Here is a 21,141-nt window from a genome sequence, read left to right as displayed (position 1 = left end):
CCGGACGGCGCGAGAAGGACTAGGCGGACTATGCCGAAGTGACTAGTTCACTGCGCGCGGTAGCAGTCGCGGCTGGCGCAAACGGCCAGCAATTGCTGGTAGTCGAGCACCCGGGCGCCGGGCGCCGGCGCGGCCGTGCCGCCGGCGTAGGCTTGCAGCGCCGGCGCCGCGCGGCGGTCGGCGCCCGCGTGGCGGACGTAGCGGGCTTCGCTGGCCGCCAGCCAGCGGCCGTCGCCGTCGCGCACGTACACATTGCGCACCAGGCCGGGATGCTCCATCGCGCCCAGCTGGGCAAACATGGCGTCCAGGCTGCAGAAACGCAGCACCAGCCCGCTGTCGTAGCGGATTTGCCCGGCGATCTCGCGGCCGGGGTGGCCGGCCAGCGGCGCCGGCGCAGCGCAGCGCGCATCGGGCGGCGGCGCCCACGAGAGCGCATCCGCCGGGCCGTAGTTGTGCCACAGGGCGCCGGTGGCGACGGCGGTGAGCAGCGCCAGCGCCACGCGGCAGGCAGGACGGTAGTTCAGATGGATACGCATAAGGCTTCCTTTCAACGCGGCCCCGGCTTGGGTCGCGCGACCATTATTCGCCGCGGCCGGCGCGCCGGTCCATGACCTGGGTCATGGCTTTCCGGGGCCCGCCTACGGCAAAGGGACTAGCCGGACTAGTCATTCATGGCAATGGGCAGCCGTGGCGGGACGCGTTATACATACAATCTGGATCACCGACTACCAAGGAATCGTATGAATATCGCCACGTTTGAAGAATTACTGATCGCCGCCGCCCTGCAGCCGCAGCCGCAACGCCTGCTGCTGGCCTTTGCCGTGGCCGAACCGGACCCGGACGCGCCGGCGCGCAGCACGCTGGTGCCGGTCATGTGCGTGGACAAGCAGGTTGGCGAACTGGACACGTTCAAGAACCTGGCCGAGGAGGCGCAAGGCATGGGCCAGGCCTGGGATGTGCTGCTGATCACCACGCTGTCCGGCAGCGCGGGCCGCCTGCCCGACCCGCAGCAGACCGACGCCGCGCTGAACAAGATGCTGGGCGCGATCCAGCAGGGGCAGATGGAGCGCTTCCTGGCCTTCGACCGCCAGGGCGAGCTGCTGAGTTACGCCTGACATGGCCAAGATCTTTCCGCTGCGCCCGGCCAAGCCCGAGCTGATCTGCTGGGGCTGCGACCGCTATTGCCCCGCCAATTCGATGATCTGCGGGAACGGTTCGGACCGCAGCCAGCACCCCTACGAGCTGTTCGGCGAGGGCTGGGAGAGTTTCGGGCTCAACGCACAAGACCAGCCGCCGGCCGGCCCCGCGCCGGCCGCAGCCGACGCGGACGCTCAGGATGGGGTCAAGTCTGACATTCGGACACGACCTCTTCCGTAGCGGCCAATACGGTAGAGGTCGTGTCCGAATGTCAGACTTGACCCCAGCTAGGCCGTCATGACCTCGCGCGCGGTCAGCGGGCACACCAGCGGCAGGAATTGCTGGCGGCGCGGCGAGTACGCCATCAGCGCCCCGCTCTGCAAATCGAAGTACCAGCCGTGCAGCTTGAGCTTGCCCTCGTCGACGCGGCGCTTGAGCCACGGGTAGGTCAACAGATTGTCCAGCGACAGCAGGATGCTGGCCAGCTCGCAGGCGTGGTGCTGCTCGGCGCTGTCGCGGTGCGCCAGGTCGCGCCGCACCCGCTGCGCCACCGGCTCGGCGATGCGCATCCACTGGCCGACGAAATCGGTCTCGCGCTGCGCCGGACGCGGCGCCAGCAAGGCGCGGATGCCGCCGCAGCCGGCGTGGCCCAGCACGATCACCCGCTCCACCTCCAGCTCGCAGACGGCGAACTCGATCGCCGAGCTGACGCCGGCCGACGCGGTCGGCGTGCACGGCGGCACCAGGTTGGCGATATTGCGCACCACGAAGATGTCGCCCGGATCGCTGCCGGTCAGCAGCACCGGATCGACCCGCGAATCGCAACAACCGATCAGCAAGGTGCGCGGGCGCTGGCCGGCGCGCAGGCTGCCATAGGGACTCTCGTCGTTGGTGAAGTACTGTTGTTGAAAGCGGCTGAAACCGCTGACGAATTTTTCGATGTCGTGCATAGTGGCCTCTCAGGCGGCGCAGCGCCGCAGCGCCGGCACGTCGAGTACGGTGACCTTGCGGCCCTTGAAAGTGATCAGTTGCTGCGTGGTCAACTCGGCCAGGATGCGCGAGAAATGCTCGGGCGTCAGGTTCAGCCGCGAGGCCAGCACCGCCTTGGTGACCGGCAGCGTCAGCAGCCCGCCTTCGTCCTCGTGCAATTCCTTGAGCAGGTAGCCGGCCACGCGCTGGGTGCCGGAGCGCAGCGAGTACGACTCCATGTCGCACATCAGGCCGTGCATGCGCTGGCTCAGGCCGGCCAGCATCTTGCAGGCGAACTCGGGATCGTTGTGGATCTCGCGGTAGATCGCCGGCTTGGCCACGTGCAACAGCAGCGTGTCCTCGGTGGCCTGGGCCGAGACGATGTAGGGGCTGCCCATGAACATCAACGCCTCGCCGAAACTCTGGCCCGGCCCGATCAGCTCGATGACCTTCTCGCCGCCCGCCAGCGAGGTGAACGCCAGCTTGACCTGGCCGTACAGCACCTGGTGGAAGCCCACGCACGGGTCGCCGCGCTGGAAGATCATGCCGCCCCGCTCGACCCGCACCTCGGTGGTGCCGAGCGCGATGCGCGACAGTTCTTCCGCTCCCATGGAATTGAACAGCGGCACCCGGGACAGAAAAGTCTGCACCTTGATTTTGTTTTTTTCCATGGCCAGTCCTCAGATGGTGCGCGAATAGTGCGTCCGCTGCGGGCCTTCGACCGGCGGCGCATGCAGGTAGCTGTCGAAGGCCATGCAGATATTGCGTATCAGCAGGCGTCCGCGCATCTTGACCCGCAAGCCCTTGGCGCCGATGCACAGCAAGCCTTGCTCCTCCAGTGGCTTCAGGCGTTCCAGCGCGTCGGCGAAATAGTCGGCGGCGGCGACGCCGTCCGGCAGCGGCAGGCTGGCGTAGTCCAGCTCGAAGTCGCACATCAGCTGGCCGATCACGGCGCGCCGCAGCAGGTCGTCCGCGCTGAGCACGATGCCGCGCGCGATCGGCAGCTCGCCGCGGTCCAGCCGTTGGTAGTAGGCCGACAGGACCTTCTCGTTCTGGCTGTAGCTGGCGCCGACCGCGCTGATGGCCGACACCCCCAGCGCCACCATCGGCGCGTCGGCGTGGGTGGAATAGCCCTGGAAGTTGCGCTGCAACTTGCCCTCGCGCTGGCTGCGCGCCAGGTCGTCCTCCGGCAGCGCGAAGTGGTCCATGCCGATGTAGACATAGCCGGCCGCCGTCAGGCGCTCGATGCACAGGCCCAGCATGGCCAGCTTGGTCTCCGCGTCCGGCAGCTCGGCGCTGTCGATCAGGCGCTGCGACTTGAACAGCTGCGGCATGTGGGCGTAGTTGTAGATGGCGACGCGGTCCGGCCGGGCGGCGACGATCTTGTCCAGGGTCGGGCCGAAGCTGGCCACGCTTTGCAGCGGCAGGCCGTAGATCAGGTCGACGCTGATGGAGCGGAAACCGCAGTCGCGCGCGGCCTGCAGCACCTCCATCGTCTCCTGGTAGGACTGGATGCGGTTGACCGCCTGCTGCACCGCCGGATCGAAGTCCTGGATGCCCAGGCTGATGCGGTTGAAGCCCTGCTGGCGCAAGGTGGCGATGCGCGCCGGCGTGACGGTGCGCGGATCGACCTCGATCGAGAACTCGCCCTGCTCGTCCGGCGCGAAGACGAACTGGCCGCGCAGCCTGGCCAGCAACTCGTCCATCTGGCCGTCGCTCAGGTAGGTCGGCGTGCCGCCGCCGAAGTGCAGCTGGTCGACCCGGCGGCGGCTGCCCAGCAGGCCGCCCTGCAAGGCGATCTCGCGGTACAGATAGTCCAGGTACTCGACCGCCTTGTCGCGGTCCTGGGTGATGATCTTGTTGCAGCCGCAGTAGTAGCACAGCGACGCGCAGAACGGGATGTGCACATACAGCGACAGCGGCGCCGCCGGATCGACGCCGGCCACGGCGGCGCGGTACTGGGCGGCGCCGAAGCCGCCGTCGAAGCGGTCGGCGGTCGGATAGGAGGTGTAGCGCGGACCCATCTGGTTCAGCTTGCGCACCAGCGCGGCGTCGAACTCCACCGACGGGGTCAAGGCGATCACTCGGGCGGATGGCATGGCGGCGGCTCCGTTCAGCAAGGCATGGCCGCGTGCTTGCGGGCGTAGCACCACCAGGTGATGGCGATGCAGCTGACGTAGAAGCCGATGAAGCACCACAGCGCGGCGTCCGGGCCGCCGGTCATGGCGATCGAGGTGCCGTAGCTCTTGGGGATGAAGAAGGCGCCGTAGGCCGCGACCGCCGAGGTGAAGCCCAGCACCGCCGCGCCCTCCTTGTTGGCTTCGACGATGGCTTGCTGCTGCACGGCGGCCGGCTTGCCGGCGGCGGCGCGCTGGCGCTCGGTCAGGAAGATCACCGGGATCATGCGGAAGGTCGAGGCGTTGCCGACGCCGGTGCCGGCGAACAGCAGCATGAACATCCAGAAGAAGCCGTTGAAGTTGCCGCCGGCGCCGCCATGCGGCAGGAAGGTGATCACGCCGAACACCGCGGCGATCATGGCGGCGAAGGTCCAGACGGTGACGCGGGCGCCGCCCAGCTTGTCGGAGATGATGCCGCCGACCACGCGCGCCAGCGCGCCGACCAGCGGGCCGAGGAAGGCGTATTGCAGCGGATTGACGTCCGGGAACTGGGTCTTGATCAGCAGCGGGAAACCGGCCGAATAGCCGATGAAGGAACCGAAGGTGCCGGTGTAGAGCCAGCACATCAGCCAGTTATGCTTGCGCTTGAAGATCACCGCCTGGTCGGCGAACGAAGCCTTGGCCGAGGCCAGGTCGTTCATGCCGAACCACGCCAGCACGCTGCTGACGACGATGAACGGCACCCAGATGAAGCCGGCGTTCTGCAGCCACAGCGTGGTGGTGTGGCCGGCCTTGGTGGCGCTTTGCGGGTCGCCGCCCAGGCTGCCGAACACGCCGGCGGTGATCACCAGCGGCACCACGAACTGCACCGCCGACACGCCCAGGTTGCCCAGGCCGGCGTTCATGCCCAGCGCGTAGCCCTTCTGCGCCTTCGGGAAGAAGAAGCTGATATTGGCCATCGACGAGGCGAAGTTGCCGCCGCCGAAGCCGCACAGCAGCGCCAGCACCAGCATGGTCGGGTAGCCGGTGCTCACGTCCTGCACCGCGAAGCCGATGCCGATGGCCGGGATCAGCAGCGAGGCGGTGGAGATGGTGGTCCACTTGCGGCCGCCGAAGATCGGCACCATGAAGGAATAGAAGATCCGCAGGGTGGCGCCGGACAGGCCGGGCAAGGCGGTCAGCCAGAACAGCTGGTTGGTGCTGTACTGGAAGCCGATCGCCGGCAGGTTGACCACCACCACGCTCCACACCATCCACACGGCGAACGCCAGCGCCAGCGCGGGGATCGAGATCCACAGGTTGCGGTTGGCGGTGTTGCTGCCGCCGCTGCCCCAGAACGCGGGGCTCTCCGGCTCCCACGTGTTAATCATGTACTTGCTCATCATTTTCTCCTAGTAGGGTGGTGGCTCAGGCGGCGACCGCGGCGGCGACCGGCTGCGGCTGCGCCGTGGGGCGGAACGAGTAATGCATCCAGACCAGCGACACGCAGACCGTGCCGTACAGCAGCATGAAGGCGCTGGAGCGCACGCCGGTCAGGTCCAGCAGCGCGCCGAACATGATCGGCAGCACGAAGCCGCCCAGGCCGCCTGCCAGGCCGACCACGCCGGACACGGCGCCGATGTTGTCGCTGAAGTCGTCGCCGATGAATTTGAAGACCGAGGCCTTGCCGATCGCCATCGCGGTGCCGACCACGAACAGCAGCGCGGTGAACATCCACGGCGACAGCGCCAGTTGCAGTTGCAGGTCGCCGTGGGTGGTCTTGACGATCATCGCGGTGGGCGGATAGGACAGCAGGAAGAAGCAGACCCAGCACACCCACATCACCCACCAGGTGACCTTGTAGGCGCCGTAGCGGTCGGAGATCCAGCCGCCCAGCGCGCGCAGCACGCCGCCCGGCAGCGAGAAGCAGGCCGCCAGCAAGGCCGCCAGGCGCAGGTCGAAGCCGTATTCGCCGACGTAGTATTTGGTCATCCACAGCGCCAGGCCGACGTAGCCGCCGAACACCACCGAGTAGTACTGGCAGTAGCGCCACACGCGGCGGTCCTTGAGCACCTTGAGCTGCTCGGAGAACGGCACGCTGGCGCCGCTCTGGTGCGACGGGTCGGTGGCCGAGAACATCCAGAACAGCAGCGCCGTGACCAGCATGGCGATGGCGTACACGGTGGGCAGCATTTGCCAGCCCCAGCCCGCGATGATGGCCGGCGCCACGAACTTGGTCAGCGCCGAGCCGGAATTGCCGGCGCCGAAGATGCCCATCGCCAGGCCGCGCCGCTCGCGCGAGAACCAGCGCGCCACGTACGGCGTGCCGACCGAGAACGAGCCGCCGGCCAGGCCGATGAACAGGCCCAGCACCAGGAACTGCCAGTAGGCGGTGGCCAGGCCGATCAGGTAGATGGCCGGCACGGTCGACAGCATCAGCAGGAAGAACACGATGCGCCCGCCGTACTTGTCGCACCAGATGCCGAGCGGCACCCGCACCAGCGAGCCGCTCAGCACGGGCATGGCGGCCAGCAGGCCGAATTCGGTTTCGTTCAGGCCGAGCATCTTCTTGATGGGGATGCCCAGCACGGCGAACATCATCCAGATCGCGAAGCAGATCGTGAACGACAGGGTGCTGCTGACGAGCACCTGGACGGCCTTGTTATTGTTAGACACTTTCAATCTCCTGACGGACATGGGGATGGCATCAGCTTAAGCGCTGCGGCCCGGCCCGGCTATCGGCAGGACGGCTATCCCCGCGAGGCAATCTGGCTAGCGGCCTAGGCCGAAAGAACTAGGCCGCCGCCGTCGGCACGGCAGCCGGCGCGCCGGCCGGGCAGCTCAGGTCGGCCAGCGTGACCGCGTCCAGCGCCGCCAGGTAGGCGTGCACCGCCTGCCCCAGCATGCCCTGCACGCAGCAGCGGCCGGCGTGCACGCAGGCGGCCTGGCGGGCGTCGAAACAATCGGCCATATAAAAGTCCGGCTCGCTGGCGCGCACCACCGCGCCGATGCGGATCGCCGCCGGCGCCCGCGCCAGCGCGATGCCGCCGTGGCGGCCGCGCACGGTGCGGATCACGCCCGTCAGGCCGAGCTGGTACACCACCTTGGTCAGGTGGTGCCTGGACATGCGGTGCAGCGCGGCGATTTCGGCGATGGTCGCCAGCCGGTCCTGCTGGCCCGCCAGGTAGATCAGGGTGCGCAGCGTGTAATCGGTGAAGGCGGTCAGGCGCATGGAGGGCTCCAGTGAGGTCGGCAGCGCCATTATTCATGCATCCAAAATATTTGTTCATAACCTGCATCAAGAAAAACTGGAATCGAATATACATGTTTAAACCCCAGGCCTAGAATCGGCTCCGTCGATCCGGTCTTGGCCGCCTCGCGCTTCATTCCACTCACTTAAGGAACCATGCCATGCAAGCCACACGCAAGCTCTGGACCTGGCTCGCCGTCATCTGCGCCCTCTCCTTCGCCGTCCTCGGCTGGGTGGGTGCGGAGATCTACCTGACCGCGCCGCCCATCCCCAAGCAAATCCTCAGCGCCGACGGCGCCGTGCTGTTCGACGAAGGCCAGGTCGACCGCGGCCAGCAAGCCTGGCTGTCGGCCGGCGGCCAGCAACTCGGCACCGTCTGGGGCCACGGCAGCTATGTCGCGCCCGACTGGTCGGCCGACTGGCTGCACCGCGAAGCGCTGGCGCTGCGCCAGATCTGGGCCCAGCGCGAGTTCGGCGCCCGCTTCGACGACTTGAGCAAGGCCAACCAGGCGGCCCTCAACGCCCGCCTGAAGGAAGAAATGCGCCACAACAGCTATGACGCGGCCAAGGGCAGCATCACGCTGTCGGCCGACCGCGCCGCCGCCGTGCGCGAAGTGGCGCGCCACTACACCGGCCTGTTCGGCGACGACCGCGCGCTCGACCATCTGCGCGAACAATATGCGATGAACGCCAATTCGCTGACCGACGCCGACGACCTGAAGGCCTTGCCGGCCTTCGTGTTCTGGTCGGCCTGGGCGGCCGCCACCGACCGTCCCGGTTCCGTCGACCTGAGCTACACCAGCAACTGGCCGCACGAGCCGCTGATCGACAACCGTCCCAGCGCCGGCGCCGGCATCTGGTCGATCGCCAGCATCATCCTGATGATAGGCGCCATCGCCGCCATGGTGATGGTGCATGCGCGCGCCAAGGAGGAAGCCGATCCGGTGCCGCCCAAGACCGATCCGCTGTCCGACCTGAAGCCGACGCCGTCGATGCTGGCGACCAAGAAATACTTCTTCGTCGTCATCGGCCTGATCCTGGCGCAGGTGGGCATGGGCGTGATCACCGCCCACTACGCGGTCGAGGGCCAGAGCTTCTTCGGCTATCCGCTGGCGCAGATCCTGCCGTTCGTGGTCAGCCGCACCATCCACACCCAGTTCGCCGTGCTGTGGATCGCCACCGCCTGGCTGGCCACCGGCCTGTACATCGCGCCGGCCATCTCCGGCCACGAGCCGAGGTTCCAGAAGCTGGGCGTGAACCTGCTGTTCTACGCGCTGCTGTTCATCGTGGTCGGCTCGACCGCGATGGGCTGGATCGGTTCGCTGCAACACAAGGGCACCGCGTTCGCCTTCTGGATCGGCAACCAGGGCCTGGAGTTCACCAGCATGGGCCGTATCTGGCAGATCCTGCTGTTCGTCGGCCTGCTGTTCTGGGTGCTGTTGCTGGGCCGCGCCTTGTGGCCGGCGCTGGTCAAGAAATCGGAAAGCCGCGGCCTGATCATGATGGTGTTCCTGGCCGCGCTGTGCATCGGCGGCTTCTACGCCACCTCGCTGACCTGGGGCCGCCATACCCACTATTCGATGATCGAGTACTGGCGCTGGTGGCTGGTGCACCTGTGGGTCGAGGGCTTCTTTGAAGTGTTCGCCACCGCCGTGATCGCGCTGCTGTTCACCCGCCTGGGCCTGATCCGCGCCGCCACCGCCAACAGCGCCATCGTGCTGGAAACCATCGTGTTCCTGTTCGGCGGCATCCTGGGCACCTTGCACCACCTGTACTTCACCGGCACGCCAACCTTCGTGATCGCCATCGGCGCCATGTTCTCGGCGCTGGAAGTGGTGCCGCTGTCGATGATCGGCGTCGAAGCCTGGCGCAACTACCAACGCTCCAAGGCCGCCCCTTGGGTGCAGACCTACAAGTGGTCGATCCTGTGCTTCATCGCGGTCGGCTTCTGGAACACCATCGGCGCCGGCCTGCTGGGCTTTTCGATCAACACCCCGATCGCGCTGTACTACATGCAGGGCCTGAACATGACGGCGGCCCACGGCCATGCCGCGCTGTTCGGCGTGTACGGCATGCTGGGCATCGGCTTGCTGCTGTTCTGCCTGCGCGGCCTGTGCGACCGCCTGGCCTGGTCCGATGGGCTGCTCAAGGTGATGTTCTGGTGCCTGAACCTCGGCCTGGCGATGATGGTGTTCATCTCGCTGGTGCCGGCCGGCATCTACCAGGCCTGGGCCAGCATCAGCACCGGCATGTGGTTCGCCCGTTCGCCGGAGGTGATCCATTCGAAGCTGATGGAAACCCTGGTCTGGATGCGGGTGCCGGGCGACGTGGTGTTCGCCGCCGGCACGCTGTTCCTGGCGCTGTTCGCCTGGCGCCTGCTGACGGCGCGCGGCAAGGCCCGGCTGGCGGCCGTCGCCGCCGACCGCGCCTGATTGTTCTTTCCGCGGGGCGGTGCGCCGCCCCGCTTTCTCATTGCAAGGAGTCCACCATGTCCCACGATTGTTCCCAGCCCGCCATCCCCGACGGCATCTATCCCTTCGACGCCCGCGGCGTGGCCCGCCGCATGCGCCACGCGGCCATCTTCGGCGCGCTCGACGCGCTCAACCCCGGCGAGATCATGCGCTTCTGTAACGACCACGATCCGCTGCCGCTGCTGGCGCAGATCCAGCACCGCTACGGGCCGCGCGTCGAGGCGGCCTACGTGTCGCGCGTGCCCGGCCAGATCGTCATCGACTTCCTGATCACGCCGCACTGAGTCGTTGTGGCTTTTTGGAAATCTAGAACCTGGATCAAGGACTTTGCCGATTCCTTCCCATAGCATGGGTTCGCACTCATCCATGGGTGCGCATCCAAACTACAAAGGCGAATAAAAAAATGAAAACGCAATTCAAACTGGTCGCAGCCGGCATTACCAGTGCCGTCCTCGCCATGCTCCCCGCCACGGCGGCCACCGCGGCCGAGACGGCCCTGCCCACCATCACCCAGGAACTGCTGGCGCCGCCGCTGCTGCCGCCGCCGATCACCCGCAAGACCCCGGCCAAGGTGATCGTCAACCTGACGGTGGAAGAAGTCGAGCGCGAGATCGCGCCCGGCACCCGCTACACCTTCTGGACCTTCGGCGGCACCGTGCCGGGCAAGATGATACGGGTGCGCGAAGGCGACACCGTCGAGCTGCACCTGCTGAACCTGCCGGACAACAAGCTGCCCCACAATATCGACCTGCACGCCGTGACCGGCCCCGGCGGCGGCGCCGCGCAGACCCTGATCGCGCCCGGCAACGAAGCCAGCTTCACCTTCAAGGCGCTGGCGCCCGGGCTGTACGTGTACCACTGCGCCACCGCGCCGGTCGGCATGCACGTGGCCAACGGCATGTACGGCATGATCCTGGTCGAACCCAAGGAAGGCATGACGCCGGTCGACCGCGAATACTATGTGATGCAGGGCGACTTCTACACCAGCGGCGCCTACCGCGCGCCCGGCGTGCAGGGCTTCGACATGCAGAAGGCGATCGACGAGAAGCCGACCTATGTGCTGTTCAACGGCGCCGACGGCGCGCTGACCGGCAACAACGCGCTGACCGCCAAGGCCAACGAGAAGGTGCGGATGTACTTCGGCGTGGGCGGCCCCAACATCACGTCCAGCTTCCACATCATCGGCACCATCTTCGACCGCGTGTACATGGAGGGCGGCAGCAAGTACCAGGAAAACGTGCAGACCACCATGGTGCCGGCCGGCGGCTCGACCATCCTCGAATTCGTGCCGCGCGTGCCGGGCAACCTGACCCTGGTCGACCATTCGCTGACGCGCGCCTTCAACAAGGGCGCCATCGGCCTGATGGCGGTCAGCGGTCCGGAACGGCCTGACATCTACGGCAAGGGCATCAAGAAGCCGCTGGCCGGCACCGCCGCGTCAGCCGCAGCCAAGGCCGCGCCGCCGGCCGCCAAGCCCGCCGTGGCCGGCGTCGACCGCGCCCAGCAACTGCGCGGCAAGGCGGTCTACGACAGCAACTGCTCGGCCTGCCATCAGGCGGACGGCAAGGGGGTCGCCGGCGTGTTCCCGCCGCTGGCCAATTCCGACTTCTTCCAGCAACGGCCGTATGAGATGGCGCACATCGTGCTCAACGGACGCAGCGGCGAGATCGTCGTCAATGGCGAGCACTACAACGGCATCATGCCGCCGCAGGACTTGAGCGACGACGACATCGCCGCCGTCATCAACTATGTCGGCGTGGAGATGAACAAGGGCACGGCAGCGGTGACGCCGGCCCAGGTGCGCGACATGCGCAAGTCGCGCCAGCCATGAAGCCCGGCGCCGCGTCCGGCGGCTTGCTGCCGGAACTGCTGATGCTGGCGGCGCTGGCTGGCGGCGGCGGCGCCAGCAACGCCGCCGACGCGGGCTACATCGCCATCGCCGGCGGCACGCTGCGCAGCGTGCTGCCGGCCGACGGCGTCGATGCGCCGGCGCTGGTGGCGCCCTACCTGCTGCGCAGCCGGCTGGTGACCAACGCCGAGTACGCGGACTTCGTGCAACGCACGCCGGCCTGGCAGCGCGGACTGGCGCCGGCGCTGCTGGCGGCGCCGACCTATCTGTCCGGCTGGAGCGGCGCCACCGACTACGCGCCGCTGGCCGCCGACGCGCCGGTGGTGCGGGTGGGCTGGTTCGCCGCGCAGGCGTATTGCGCCTCCGAGGGCGGCCGCCTGCCGCGCTGGTACGAATGGGAATTCGCGGCCGCCGCCGACGACCACCGGCCCGACGCCCGCGACGACCCGGCATGGCTGGCCCACATCCTGGGCTGGTACGCCGACGCCGGCAAGCAGCCGCCGCGCAGCGTGGCGACCGGAGCGGCCAACTATTACGGCATCCATGACCTGCATGGACTGGTGTGGGAATGGGTGGAGGATTACAGCGGCCTGTTCGTCAATGCCGACAGCCGCGCCAGCGGCGATCAAAAACTGCTCGATTATTGCGGCGGCGCCGCGGTGTCGCTGGCCGACCGCCGCAACTACGCCGTGCTGATGCGCCTGGCCCTGCTGTCCGCGATGGAAGCGCGGCAGGACGGCGCCAACCTGGGATTCCGCTGCGCGCGCGATCCCGTCACTCCGATTCAAGGAAGCAAGCCATGAACTATCTCTTCTCCCTGCGCCGCGCCGTCCTGGCCGCCGCGCTGCTGGTCCCGCTGTGCGCCTGGACGGCCCTGGCCGCCGCGCTGCCCGGCAACTCGATCTACCGCCTCGACGCCACGCTGACCGACGCCACCGGCCAACGCTTCGCCCTGCACGACATGGCGGGCACGCCGGTGCTGATCACCATGTTCTACGGCGATTGCCACGCGGCCTGCCCGGTGATCATCGAAACGCTCAAGCGCACGGTGGCCGCGCTGGGGCCGGATGGCAAGCGGCTGCGGGTGCTGATGATCAGCCTCGATCCGCGCCACGACACGCCGGCCTCGCTGTCCGGCCTGCTGAAGATGCACCAGCTCGACCCGGCGCAGTTCCGGCTGGTGACGGCCGACGGCGACAGCCAGACGCGCGCGCTGGCGGCCACGTTGAACATCAAGTACCGCAGGCTGGAAAACGGCGAGATCAACCACACCACCCGCATCGCGCTGCTCGACGACAAAGGCACAGTGCAGGTCGACAGTACCCGCCTCGACGCCGAACCGGATCCGGTGTTCGTCAAGCGGGTGGCTGCGCTGATCAAGTAGGGAAACCGCGCGCACATCCCCCAAGGAGTATGCACATGGGGTGCGCCGCGCCGCTCCTTGTGGCAAACGTCCGATTTTCTCTTCGATTTTCCCCGATTTTTTCAAGCATTGGGCTATTTCCGGATTTGCCGGCCTAAATTGGGGAAAGCCAAAGAAAATAGGGGAGAAAATAGGAGCTTCGCCACAAGGACCGCGCAGGCGTGTCCCAACCGGGGCTTCAAGCGAGTATCGGGTATCGGGGTCAGTTCCGGCATCGTGCCATTCCCGTTGCCCTGTTTAGACGGTGGGCTTGCTACGTAGCGCGACGTAAAAGCACATACCGGCGGCAACAAGACTCGGCACCAGTATCGCTCCCCAAAATCGCAGATTGACCAACACTCGCGCCCCCTGATACAGGCTTAACGCCTGAAGTATTCCAAGGGTGCTATAGCCTGCTACCAAAATTAAGAAGAGCCCTGCAATGATGAGCCAATTTTTACTCGCAAAAGGCTTCATTCACGCACTCTGTCAGCCATCATTGGTCTCCCGGCGCCGCAGCACAACGGGGGCTTCAGGGGCTTCAGGGTCAGTTCCGGCAAAGTGCCATTTGGCAGGTTGCCGGAACTGACCCCATCCCAATTGGGAACTGCCCCACCCCAATTCAAAAAAAAGACGGCTAGCCTCGATGCACGATAGCGTTGTTCAGCGCCGCAATGACTTGGTTCAAGTAGTCGCGTTGATACGTCACCAAGGCAGTGGTTTCCCCTGCGGAGGTGGATAGAAGAATGTGGAAAATCGTCTTCTGCTGGTAAAGGTAATAGGCTGCGGCGCCCACGATAAGCAGCCCGGTGACAAAGCTACTATTGACCATGATGGCGATGCCGACTGCTAATACCAGAATCCCGCCTATGCGACTGGGTTTCTTTTCAAATGGCTTTACCGAGGTGACATTATTCATTGCAAAAGTCTGCCCACCATTGATGAAGCGTGCATTCGTAACCTTCACGTCGCCATATTCAAAGAAAATGCGTTCGTCCATCTGGAGCGTTCCTGTCTATGTCGGCGGTTGTAGATTGCTTCATCTTACGTGTTTCACGCTTGGAAATATACGCCTATTGTCACATCAGTTTGGCTTTCGCCTGCGAAGTGCAGGCCATCAGGATCAGTTCCCCTCTGCTCGTCTAAAGAGTATGCACATGGGGTGCTCCGCCCCGCTCCTTGTGGCAAACGTCCGATTTTCTCTTCGATTCTCTTCGATTTTTTCAAGCATTTGGCTATTTCCGGATTTGCCGGCCTAAATTGGGGAAAGCCGAAGAAAATAGGGGAGAAAATAGGAGCTTCGCCACAAGGACCGCGCGGGCGTGCCCCAACCGGGGCTTCAGGTGCGCCGTATCACAACATGCGTTGCCTTCTCCGTTCCCACGAGCTCGACGCATTCATATCCCAGAGCCCGCAGGTCAGCTCCTTCGAACAGGCGCTCGCCACTGCCCAGCAGAATCGGCGAGATCGCGACATGCAACTCGTCGATAAGCCCTTCTTGAAGATACTGTCGAATCGTGTCGGCGCCGCCGCCAATGCGCACGTCCAGGCCGTTCGCGGCTTCGCGGGCACGGTCCAGCGCTTCGTGTATGCCGCCGGTGACGAAGTGGAATATCGTGCCGCCTTCCATCTGGATCGATGGCCGCGCATGATGGGTCAACACAAAAACCGGCACGTGATACGGCGGGTTATCGCCCCACCAGCCGTTCCAGCTCAAGTCGGGCCAAGGGCCCCGAACCGGTCCGAACATGTTCCGCCCAAGAATCCACGCGCCGACATTCTTAAATCCCCGCGCCGCAAATTCGTCGTCGACACCGGTCGTGCCATCGCCCGCGCCATGGACCTGCTGGAACGTGCGGGTTGGAATCATCCACTGGTGTAGCTCCTTCCCGCCCACGCCAAGCGGTTCATTGAGATCCTGATTAGGCCCTGCCCCATAGCCGTCGATAGAAATCGTGAAGCCTTCAACTCGAACTCGTGTCATTTTGATTCTCCATTCAAATCATCGTTCCGATGCTGCATGCCTGGCGCGTCGTCTGGCCGTCTGGCGAATCCGCAATGAACATAGAAATCCGCCTTCCCCTTGGCACAGAACAGCTGGATGTCATTAATCCCCGCAGCCCGACACCGCGCAACCAATGCGTTAATCAATTCCTCGCCAAGACCACGGCGCTGATAGTCAGGATGAACAATCATCTCCGTAATGAAGGCATGCAGCTTGCCATCCGAAATGACGCGGGCGAAGCCTACCAATTGGTCTGCATCATATGCGGCAAAGGACGCCCAGGAGCCGCGCAACGTCGCTTCGTAAAAGTCGTCGCGCCGGTCAATTGGTCCCCAACCTGTGGTGTCATAGAGGGTTTTAAACGCAGTCGCGTCTGGTGTCGCTGGAGAGAATGTGTAGGTCATTCGGCTATTTTAATTAATTTTCTTGCACTGCGCGTCTAGCCTCCCTGCCAGCCAGACGTCGACCTCTGGGTACAGCTCAAAGACAATCCATATCAAGGAATTGCAAAGTCGCGCTGACTTCGATTGACGACCCCATATCTAGTGCCTAACCTATGCAAACCAACTAGATATGGGACCAAGGACCAAGCATGCAAGAATTAACTCACACCCGGATCATCAAGCGCGACGGCAGCGAGCAAGCCTTCACGCTGGCCAAGATCGAGGCCGCACTATTGAAAGCAGGCCGCGCCAGCGGCGAGTTCGACCTGCCCGAAGCGCGCCACCTGGCCGAGTGCGCGCTGCTGCACCTGTCGTCGCTGCGCCCGGACGACCGGCTGACGGTCGAACTGATACAGGACACCGCCGAACGCGTGCTGTACGACGCCGGCTACCGCAAAACCCTGCGCAGCTACGTGGTCTACCGCGAACAGCACGCCAAGCTGCGCCAGGACCGCCACGCGCTGGTCGATGTCGCAGTCTCCATCAACGAGTACCTTGAGCGCCAGGACTGGCGCGTCAACGCCAACGCCAACCAGGGCTATTCGCTGGGCGGACTGATCCTCAACGTCTCGGGCAAGGTCATCGCCAACTACTGGCTCAGCCACGTCTACCCGCCCGCCATCGGCGAGGCCCACCGCGAGGCCGACCTGCACATCCACGACCTCGACATGCTGGCCGGCTACTGCGCCGGCTGGTCGCTGCGCACGCTGCTCAACGAAGGCTTGAACGGCGTCCCCGGCAAGGTCGAGTCCAGCCCGCCGCGCCACATGTCGAGCGCGATCGGCCAGATCGTCAACTTCCTCGGCACGCTGCAAAACGAATGGGCCGGCGCGCAAGCCTTCAGCTCCTTCGACACCTACATGGCGCCGTTCGTGCGCAAGGACGGCCTCAACTACGACGAGGTCAAGCAGTACATGCAGGAGCTGATCTACAACCTCAACGTGCCGTCGCGTTGGGGCACGCAGACGCCGTTCACCAACCTGACCTTCGACTGGGTCTGCCCGGAAGACCTGCGCGAACAGATCCCCCGCATCGCCGGCGAGGACATGCCATTCGCCTACGGTGAATTGCAGGCCGAGATGGACCTGATCAACCAGGCCTACATCGAGATCATGATGACCGGCGACGCCAAGGGCCGCGCCTTCACCTTCCCTATCCCGACCTACAACATCACCGAGGACTTCGACTGGGACAGCCCGAACGCCGAACGCCTGTTCGAGATGACGGCGCGCTACGGCCTGCCCTACTTCCAGAACTTCATCAACTCCGAGCTCAAGCCCAATATGATACGGTCGATGTGCTGCCGCCTGCAGCTCGACCTGCGCGAGCTGCTCAAGCGCGGCAACGGCCTGTTCGGTTCGGCCGAGCAGACCGGCTCGCTGGGCGTGGTGACCATCAATTGCGCCCGCCTCGGCTATCTGCACCGCGGCGACGAGGCCGGCCTGCTGGCGGCGCTGGACCGCTTGCTGGAGCTGGGCCGCGACAGCCTGGAGATCAAGCGCAAGGTGATCCAGCGCCACATGGACAACGGCCTGTTCCCCTACACCAAGCGCTACCTGGGCACGCTGCGCAACCACTTCTCCACCTTGGGCGTGAACGGCGTCAACGAGATGGTGCGCAACTTCGACCCGAGCGGCGAGCACGACATCACCAGCGACTGGGGCCGCGCACTGGCGCTGCGCCTGCTGGACCACGTGCGGGCGCGCATGGTCGAGTTCCAGGCCGAGACCGGCCATATGTACAACCTCGAAGCCACGCCGGCCGAGGGCACCACCTACCGCTTCGCCAAGGAAGACCGCAAGCGCTATCCGGCCATCCGCCAGGCGGGCACGGCGGAGATGCCCTACTACACCAACTCGTCGCAGCTGCCGGTCGGCTACACCGACGATCCGTTCGAGGCGCTCGAGCAGCAGGACGAATTGCAGCGCAAGTACACCGGCGGCACCGTGCTGCACCTGTACATGACGGAAGCGCTGACCAGCGCCGACGCCTGCCGCTCGCTGGTGCGGCGCGCGCTGAGCCGCTTCCGCCTGCCCTACATCACGGTCACGCCGACGTTCTCGATCTGCCCCAAGCACGGCTACCTGAACGGCAGCCACCCTTACTGCCCGAAATGCGACGCCGAGCTGCTGGCGCGCAAGCAGGCCGTCAACGCCTGACCACACTTAACTCAACCAAGGAAATACCATGAACAATCTGCCGCAAACCACCATCGCCGAACTGGACAACGCCGAACGCCAGCCTTGCGAAATCTGGACCCGCGTGATGGGCTATCACCGCCCGCTGGCCTCGTTCAACATCGGCAAGCAGGGAGAGTTCCATGAACGCAAATTCTTCAGCGAAGCCGCTGTGAACGCCAGCCGCTGACATGGGCGCCGCCACGCTCAAGGTGGGCGGCTACACGCCGTTCAGCGCCACCGAATACCCCGGCCTGCTGTCGGCCGTGGTGTTCGTGCAGGGCTGTCCGTGGCGCTGCGGCTACTGCCACAACCCGCACCTGCAGCCGCGCACCGGCTCCAGTCCGCTGCCGTGGGACGACATCCTGTCCGCGCTGGCGCGGCGCGTGGGCTTGCTGGACGCGGTGGTATTCTGCGGCGGCGAGGCCACCATGGATCCGGCGCTGGGCGACGCCATCGCCCAGGTGCGCAGGCTGGGCTTCCGGGTTGGACTGGAAACGGCAGGCATCTACCCCGACCGGCTGGCCAGCGTGCTACCGTTGGTGGATTGGGTGGGACTGGACGTCAAGGCGCCGTTCTCGCTGTATCCCGTCGTCACCGGCGTGCCCGGCAGCGGCGATCCGGTGCGGGCCAGCATCGCCGCCGTGCAGGCCAGCGGCGTCGCCTATGAATGCCGCACCACCGTGCATCCGGCGCAACTGCCGCCGACGCAGCTGGTGGCGCTGGCGCGTACCCTGTCGGCGCTAGGCGTCGAGCATTATGTGCTGCAGGAGTTCCGCGCCACCGGCTGCCAGGACCAGGCGCTGCTGACCAGCGCGGTGGCCGGCTATCCGGGGGGCGAGCTGCTCGAACGTATCGAGCCGCTGTTCCCCCGTTTCAGCGTGCGCCGCAACCACTAGCGCGGACGCCGGCCCGGCAAAGTGTCGAGCAAGCGGGTCAAGGCCTGCTTGCTCAATTCCGTCAGCGGCAACGCGATCCCATCCAAGGTGTTCTTGACCAGCAGACCCAGTTCGGTGTCGCCCTGCATCGACAGGCGGCGCGAGAAGAACAGGGTGTCCGGGTCCAGCTCGCGCCGCGCCAGCGCGATGAAGTCGCGCGTGCAGGCGCCGATCTCCAGGTCGGCCTCGCCTTGCGCGCGCACGGCCGCGAAGCCCTGCTCGCGCCACGTGAAGTCGAACGCCACCCCGGCGTCGCTGACGCAGACGCGCAGGTGCTTGCCGCGCAGGCTGGCGCGCACATCCTCCGGCAGATGCGGACGCAGCACCAGGTTGAGCGCGGCCACGCACAGCAGCGCGCCGGGATAGGCCGGCAACAAGCGGCCCAGCGCCGCCAGGGGCGCGGGCAACGGCAGCGCGCCGCCGGTTTGGTTCATGGTGACGGGATTCATGCGGCATGCTCCATGTGATAGTCAAGCCCGGGCTGGCCGTACCAGTAGCCGTTGCAGGCGGCGGCCGGCAGCAAGCCTTCCATCGCCTGCGCCGTCGGCGTGGCGGTCGAGGCGCCGCCGCGCGCGGCATCGAACGCGGCGATGATCTGCGGCATGTGCTGCGACTGCGGGCTCAGCCTCGCGACATCGACGCCCAGCGCCTGCATCTGCGCCACTTCGTTGACCAGGTTGTACACCAGCGCCGATTGGCTCTGGATGCCGTTCAGCACCAGGAAGTCCTGCTGCTCGCGGGTGCGCATCATCAGGCCGTCCGGATGGTCGATGCAGCTGAAGCGGCAGTCGTCCTTGGGCAGGTTGCGGTTGCGCGCGGTGAAGCAGCGCGCCGAGAACGCCAGCGGCATGCGGCCGAAGGCGAACACTTCGGTTTCCATGCCGTCCGGACGCTGCTGCTGCATGTGGCCCAGGCCGGCGCGGCCCATCTCCAGCGGCATCACCCAGCGCCGCGCGCCCAGTTCGTGCAGCAGCGCCAGGGTCGGCGGGTTGTAGATGTTCAAGTGCGGGCCGGCGATGAAGTCGCCCTGGCCGGACAGCAGGTGCACGGCCGCCATATCGTTGGCCTCGACCCGGTAGTGGCCGTTGGCCGCCAGCCGGCGCTGCGCGCCCAGGTCGGCGCTGGACTCGATCAGCGCCAGCGACGACAGCACCACCTGCTTGCCGCGCGCCGCCAGCATATCGGCGATCGCCAGCCAGTCGGCGCTGCGCAGCTCGTGGCGGCGCGAGCACACCGTCTCGCCGAGGTAGACGATGTCGACCGGGGTGGCGGCCATCTCTTCATAAAATTCCATCACTTGGGCGCGTGGCCAGTAATACAGCAACGGCCCTAAGGCAAGTTTCAACATGGTGACTCCAGCTTTCATTTCCACGAACGGTGATAGGCGCCCAGCGTGTGCTGCTGCCCCTCCGCCAGGGTGTTCAGTTCCGACATCCAGCCCGGCTTGACCGAGTAGCGCGCGGCGTTGCCCAGGCATTGGTCGAGCGCCTCGCGCCACACGCGCGTGACTTGCGCCACGTAGGCCGGGCTGCGCTGGCGGCCTTCGATCTTGACCGCGCGCACGCCCATCTCCAGCAGTTGCGGCAGCAGTTCCAGGGTGTTCAGGCTGGTCGGCTCCTCGACCGCGTAGTAGGTTTCATCGTCGACCTCGAAGCGGCCCTTGCACAGCGTCGGATAGCTGGCGTTCTCCTGCGGCGTGTAGCGGTCGATCATCACGCCGTTCAGGCGCGATTCCAGGCTGTTCCCGCTGTTCTGCCAGCGCACCGCCTTGGCCGGCGAGCAGACCCCGTGGGTGTTGGGCGATTCGCCGGTCACATAGGACGACAGCGCGCAGCGGCCCTCGACCATCACGCACAGGCTGCCGAAGCCGAACACTTCGATCTCGACCTCGGTGTTGCGCACCACATGCTCGACCTGGGCCAGCGACAACACGCGCGGCAGCACCGCGCGGGCGATGCCGAAGTGCTGGTGGTAGAAGTTGATCGCCTCGGCGCTGGTGGCCGAGCCCTGCACCGACAGATGCAGGCGCAGCGTTGGATGGTGGTCGCAGGCGTAGCGCATCAGGCCGGGGTCGGCCAGGATCACGGCGTCGACGCCGGCCGCGGCGGCGCGGTCGATGGCGCTGCGCCACAGCGCGCTGGTGTCCGGTTGCGGATAGGTGTTCAAGGCCAGCAGCACCTTGCAGCCGCGCTCGTGCGCGTAGGCGATGCCGGCCGCGATGGCGGCGTCGTCAAAGTTGAGGCCGGCGAAATTGCGCGCATTGGTGGCGTCGCGAAAACCCAGGTACACGCAATCGGCGCCGTGGTCGACGGCGGTCTTGAGCGCCGGCAGGCTGCCGGCCGGGCACACCAGCTCGATCTGGCGTTGGCCGGCGGCTGGGGGAATATCGAAAGGTTTCATTGGG

The 21,141-nt window shown here is 65.9% G+C and carries 23 protein-coding genes; 10 read left to right on the top strand and 13 right to left on the bottom strand.

What is annotated here, in order from left to right; all coding sequences use genetic code 11:
- Nucleotides 1–47: 47 nt before the first annotated feature.
- Nucleotides 48–536 carry a hypothetical protein gene (locus AC1RMD_RS20290; protein WP_492928758.1) on the bottom strand — a complete coding sequence of 163 codons (489 nt, stop codon included), beginning with the start codon at nucleotides 534–536 and terminating at the stop codon, nucleotides 48–50.
- A 204-nt stretch (nucleotides 537–740) separates the two neighbouring features.
- Between AC1RMD_RS20290 and AC1RMD_RS20285 the strand changes: the two genes are divergently transcribed.
- On the top strand, nucleotides 741–1,115 hold the full coding sequence (locus tag AC1RMD_RS20285) for a hypothetical protein (RefSeq protein ID WP_492928755.1): 375 nt from the start codon (nucleotides 741–743) through the stop codon (nucleotides 1,113–1,115).
- 1 nt (nucleotide 1,116) lies between these two features.
- Nucleotides 1,117–1,377 carry a DUF3079 domain-containing protein gene (locus AC1RMD_RS20280; RefSeq protein ID WP_492928753.1) on the top strand — a complete coding sequence of 87 codons (261 nt, stop codon included), beginning with the start codon at nucleotides 1,117–1,119 and terminating at the stop codon, nucleotides 1,375–1,377.
- A 47-nt stretch (nucleotides 1,378–1,424) separates the two neighbouring features.
- On the opposite strand, the gene AC1RMD_RS20275 is transcribed toward AC1RMD_RS20280, so the two are convergent.
- From AC1RMD_RS20275 to AC1RMD_RS20250, 6 genes are all read right to left on the bottom strand, one after another.
- Nucleotides 1,425–2,087: a carbonic anhydrase gene (locus tag AC1RMD_RS20275; protein ID WP_492928750.1), complete on the bottom strand. Its 663-nt coding sequence runs from the start codon at nucleotides 2,085–2,087 to the stop codon at nucleotides 1,425–1,427.
- Nucleotides 2,088–2,096: 9 nt separating this feature from the next.
- Entirely contained in the window at nucleotides 2,097–2,777 is a 681-nt protein-coding gene (locus AC1RMD_RS20270) for a Crp/Fnr family transcriptional regulator (RefSeq protein WP_492928748.1), read from the bottom strand.
- 9 nt (nucleotides 2,778–2,786) lie between these two features.
- Entirely contained in the window at nucleotides 2,787–4,205 is a 1,419-nt protein-coding gene (gene hemN, locus AC1RMD_RS20265) for an oxygen-independent coproporphyrinogen III oxidase (RefSeq protein WP_492928746.1), read from the bottom strand.
- A 14-nt stretch (nucleotides 4,206–4,219) separates the two neighbouring features.
- Nucleotides 4,220–5,605, bottom strand: coding sequence for a NarK family nitrate/nitrite MFS transporter (locus tag AC1RMD_RS20260; protein WP_492928909.1), 1,386 nt, complete (start codon nucleotides 5,603–5,605; stop codon nucleotides 4,220–4,222).
- Between the two features lie 25 nt (nucleotides 5,606–5,630).
- Nucleotides 5,631–6,899: an MFS transporter gene (locus AC1RMD_RS20255; protein WP_492928744.1), complete on the bottom strand. Its 1,269-nt coding sequence runs from the start codon at nucleotides 6,897–6,899 to the stop codon at nucleotides 5,631–5,633.
- 97 nt (nucleotides 6,900–6,996) lie between these two features.
- Nucleotides 6,997–7,434 carry an Rrf2 family transcriptional regulator gene (locus tag AC1RMD_RS20250; RefSeq protein ID WP_492928742.1) on the bottom strand — a complete coding sequence of 146 codons (438 nt, stop codon included), beginning with the start codon at nucleotides 7,432–7,434 and terminating at the stop codon, nucleotides 6,997–6,999.
- 179 nt (nucleotides 7,435–7,613) lie between these two features.
- Here AC1RMD_RS20250 and AC1RMD_RS20245 point away from each other — a divergent pair, with 179 nt between their 5' ends.
- From AC1RMD_RS20245 to AC1RMD_RS20225, 5 genes are all read left to right on the top strand, one after another.
- Complete coding sequence (locus tag AC1RMD_RS20245) at nucleotides 7,614–9,884, top strand: nitric-oxide reductase large subunit (RefSeq protein WP_492928740.1); 2,271 nt, start codon at nucleotides 7,614–7,616, stop codon at nucleotides 9,882–9,884.
- A gap of 56 nt (nucleotides 9,885–9,940) precedes the next feature.
- Nucleotides 9,941–10,207: a DUF2249 domain-containing protein gene (locus tag AC1RMD_RS20240; protein ID WP_492928738.1), complete on the top strand. Its 267-nt coding sequence runs from the start codon at nucleotides 9,941–9,943 to the stop codon at nucleotides 10,205–10,207.
- A gap of 173 nt (nucleotides 10,208–10,380) precedes the next feature.
- Entirely contained in the window at nucleotides 10,381–11,754 is a 1,374-nt protein-coding gene (gene nirK, locus AC1RMD_RS20235; RefSeq protein ID WP_492928908.1) for a copper-containing nitrite reductase, read from the top strand.
- Complete coding sequence (locus AC1RMD_RS20230) at nucleotides 11,751–12,575, top strand: formylglycine-generating enzyme family protein (RefSeq protein WP_492928736.1); 825 nt, start codon at nucleotides 11,751–11,753, stop codon at nucleotides 12,573–12,575. Before nirK ends, AC1RMD_RS20230 begins: the two co-directional genes overlap by 4 nt.
- Nucleotides 12,572–13,156 (top strand): SCO family protein, encoded by a 585-nt coding sequence (locus AC1RMD_RS20225; protein ID WP_492928734.1) that lies wholly within the window; start codon nucleotides 12,572–12,574, stop codon nucleotides 13,154–13,156. Before AC1RMD_RS20230 ends, AC1RMD_RS20225 begins: the two co-directional genes overlap by 4 nt.
- Nucleotides 13,157–13,811: 655 nt before the next feature.
- On the opposite strand, the gene AC1RMD_RS20220 is transcribed toward AC1RMD_RS20225, so the two are convergent.
- The 3 genes from AC1RMD_RS20220 to AC1RMD_RS20210 form a co-directional block, all read right to left on the bottom strand.
- Nucleotides 13,812–14,174: a DUF6232 family protein gene (locus AC1RMD_RS20220; RefSeq protein ID WP_492928733.1), complete on the bottom strand. Its 363-nt coding sequence runs from the start codon at nucleotides 14,172–14,174 to the stop codon at nucleotides 13,812–13,814.
- A gap of 339 nt (nucleotides 14,175–14,513) precedes the next feature.
- Nucleotides 14,514–15,158 carry a dihydrofolate reductase family protein gene (locus AC1RMD_RS20215; RefSeq protein ID WP_492928731.1) on the bottom strand — a complete coding sequence of 215 codons (645 nt, stop codon included), beginning with the start codon at nucleotides 15,156–15,158 and terminating at the stop codon, nucleotides 14,514–14,516.
- Nucleotides 15,155–15,583 carry a GNAT family N-acetyltransferase gene (locus AC1RMD_RS20210; RefSeq protein WP_492928729.1) on the bottom strand — a complete coding sequence of 143 codons (429 nt, stop codon included), beginning with the start codon at nucleotides 15,581–15,583 and terminating at the stop codon, nucleotides 15,155–15,157. The genes AC1RMD_RS20215 and AC1RMD_RS20210 overlap by 4 nt, the downstream gene beginning before the upstream one ends.
- Nucleotides 15,584–15,771: 188 nt before the next feature.
- On the opposite strand from AC1RMD_RS20210, the gene AC1RMD_RS20205 reads away from it, so the two are divergent.
- From AC1RMD_RS20205 to AC1RMD_RS20195, 3 genes are read left to right on the top strand one after another with little or no spacing between them, the layout of a single operon-like run.
- On the top strand, nucleotides 15,772–17,781 hold the full coding sequence (locus AC1RMD_RS20205) for a ribonucleoside triphosphate reductase (RefSeq protein WP_492928728.1): 2,010 nt from the start codon (nucleotides 15,772–15,774) through the stop codon (nucleotides 17,779–17,781).
- Between the two features lie 28 nt (nucleotides 17,782–17,809).
- A complete protein-coding gene (nrdD, locus tag AC1RMD_RS20200; protein ID WP_020706364.1) occupies nucleotides 17,810–17,989 on the top strand; it encodes an anaerobic ribonucleoside-triphosphate reductase in 180 nt (59 codons plus the stop codon).
- Nucleotide 17,990: 1 nt separating this feature from the next.
- Nucleotides 17,991–18,698, top strand: a complete 708-nt coding sequence (locus AC1RMD_RS20195) for an anaerobic ribonucleoside-triphosphate reductase activating protein (protein ID WP_492928725.1) — start codon at nucleotides 17,991–17,993, stop codon at nucleotides 18,696–18,698.
- Here the strand turns inward: AC1RMD_RS20195 and ubiT are convergent.
- Genes ubiT through ubiU form a run of 3 tightly spaced genes read right to left on the bottom strand, consistent with a single transcriptional unit; the run spans nucleotide 18,695 to nucleotide 21,137 of the window.
- Complete coding sequence (gene ubiT / locus AC1RMD_RS20190) at nucleotides 18,695–19,186, bottom strand: ubiquinone anaerobic biosynthesis accessory factor UbiT (protein ID WP_492928723.1); 492 nt, start codon at nucleotides 19,184–19,186, stop codon at nucleotides 18,695–18,697. The two genes, AC1RMD_RS20195 and ubiT, sit on opposite strands and share 4 nt — an antisense overlap.
- On the bottom strand, nucleotides 19,183–20,085 hold the full coding sequence (locus tag AC1RMD_RS20185) for a U32 family peptidase (RefSeq protein WP_492928720.1): 903 nt from the start codon (nucleotides 20,083–20,085) through the stop codon (nucleotides 19,183–19,185). The genes ubiT and AC1RMD_RS20185 overlap by 4 nt, the downstream gene beginning before the upstream one ends.
- Nucleotides 20,086–20,099: 14 nt before the next feature.
- The gene (gene ubiU, locus AC1RMD_RS20180; protein ID WP_492928717.1) at nucleotides 20,100–21,137 is read right to left on the bottom strand and encodes a ubiquinone anaerobic biosynthesis protein UbiU; all 1,038 of its coding nucleotides are present in this window, start codon (nucleotides 21,135–21,137) and stop codon (nucleotides 20,100–20,102) included.
- Nucleotides 21,138–21,141 lie beyond the last annotated feature (4 nt).

The organism is Duganella sp. GW822-FHT06D06 (genome assembly GCF_058799615.1).
This window is presented reverse-complemented; position numbering and strand designations above follow the sequence as displayed.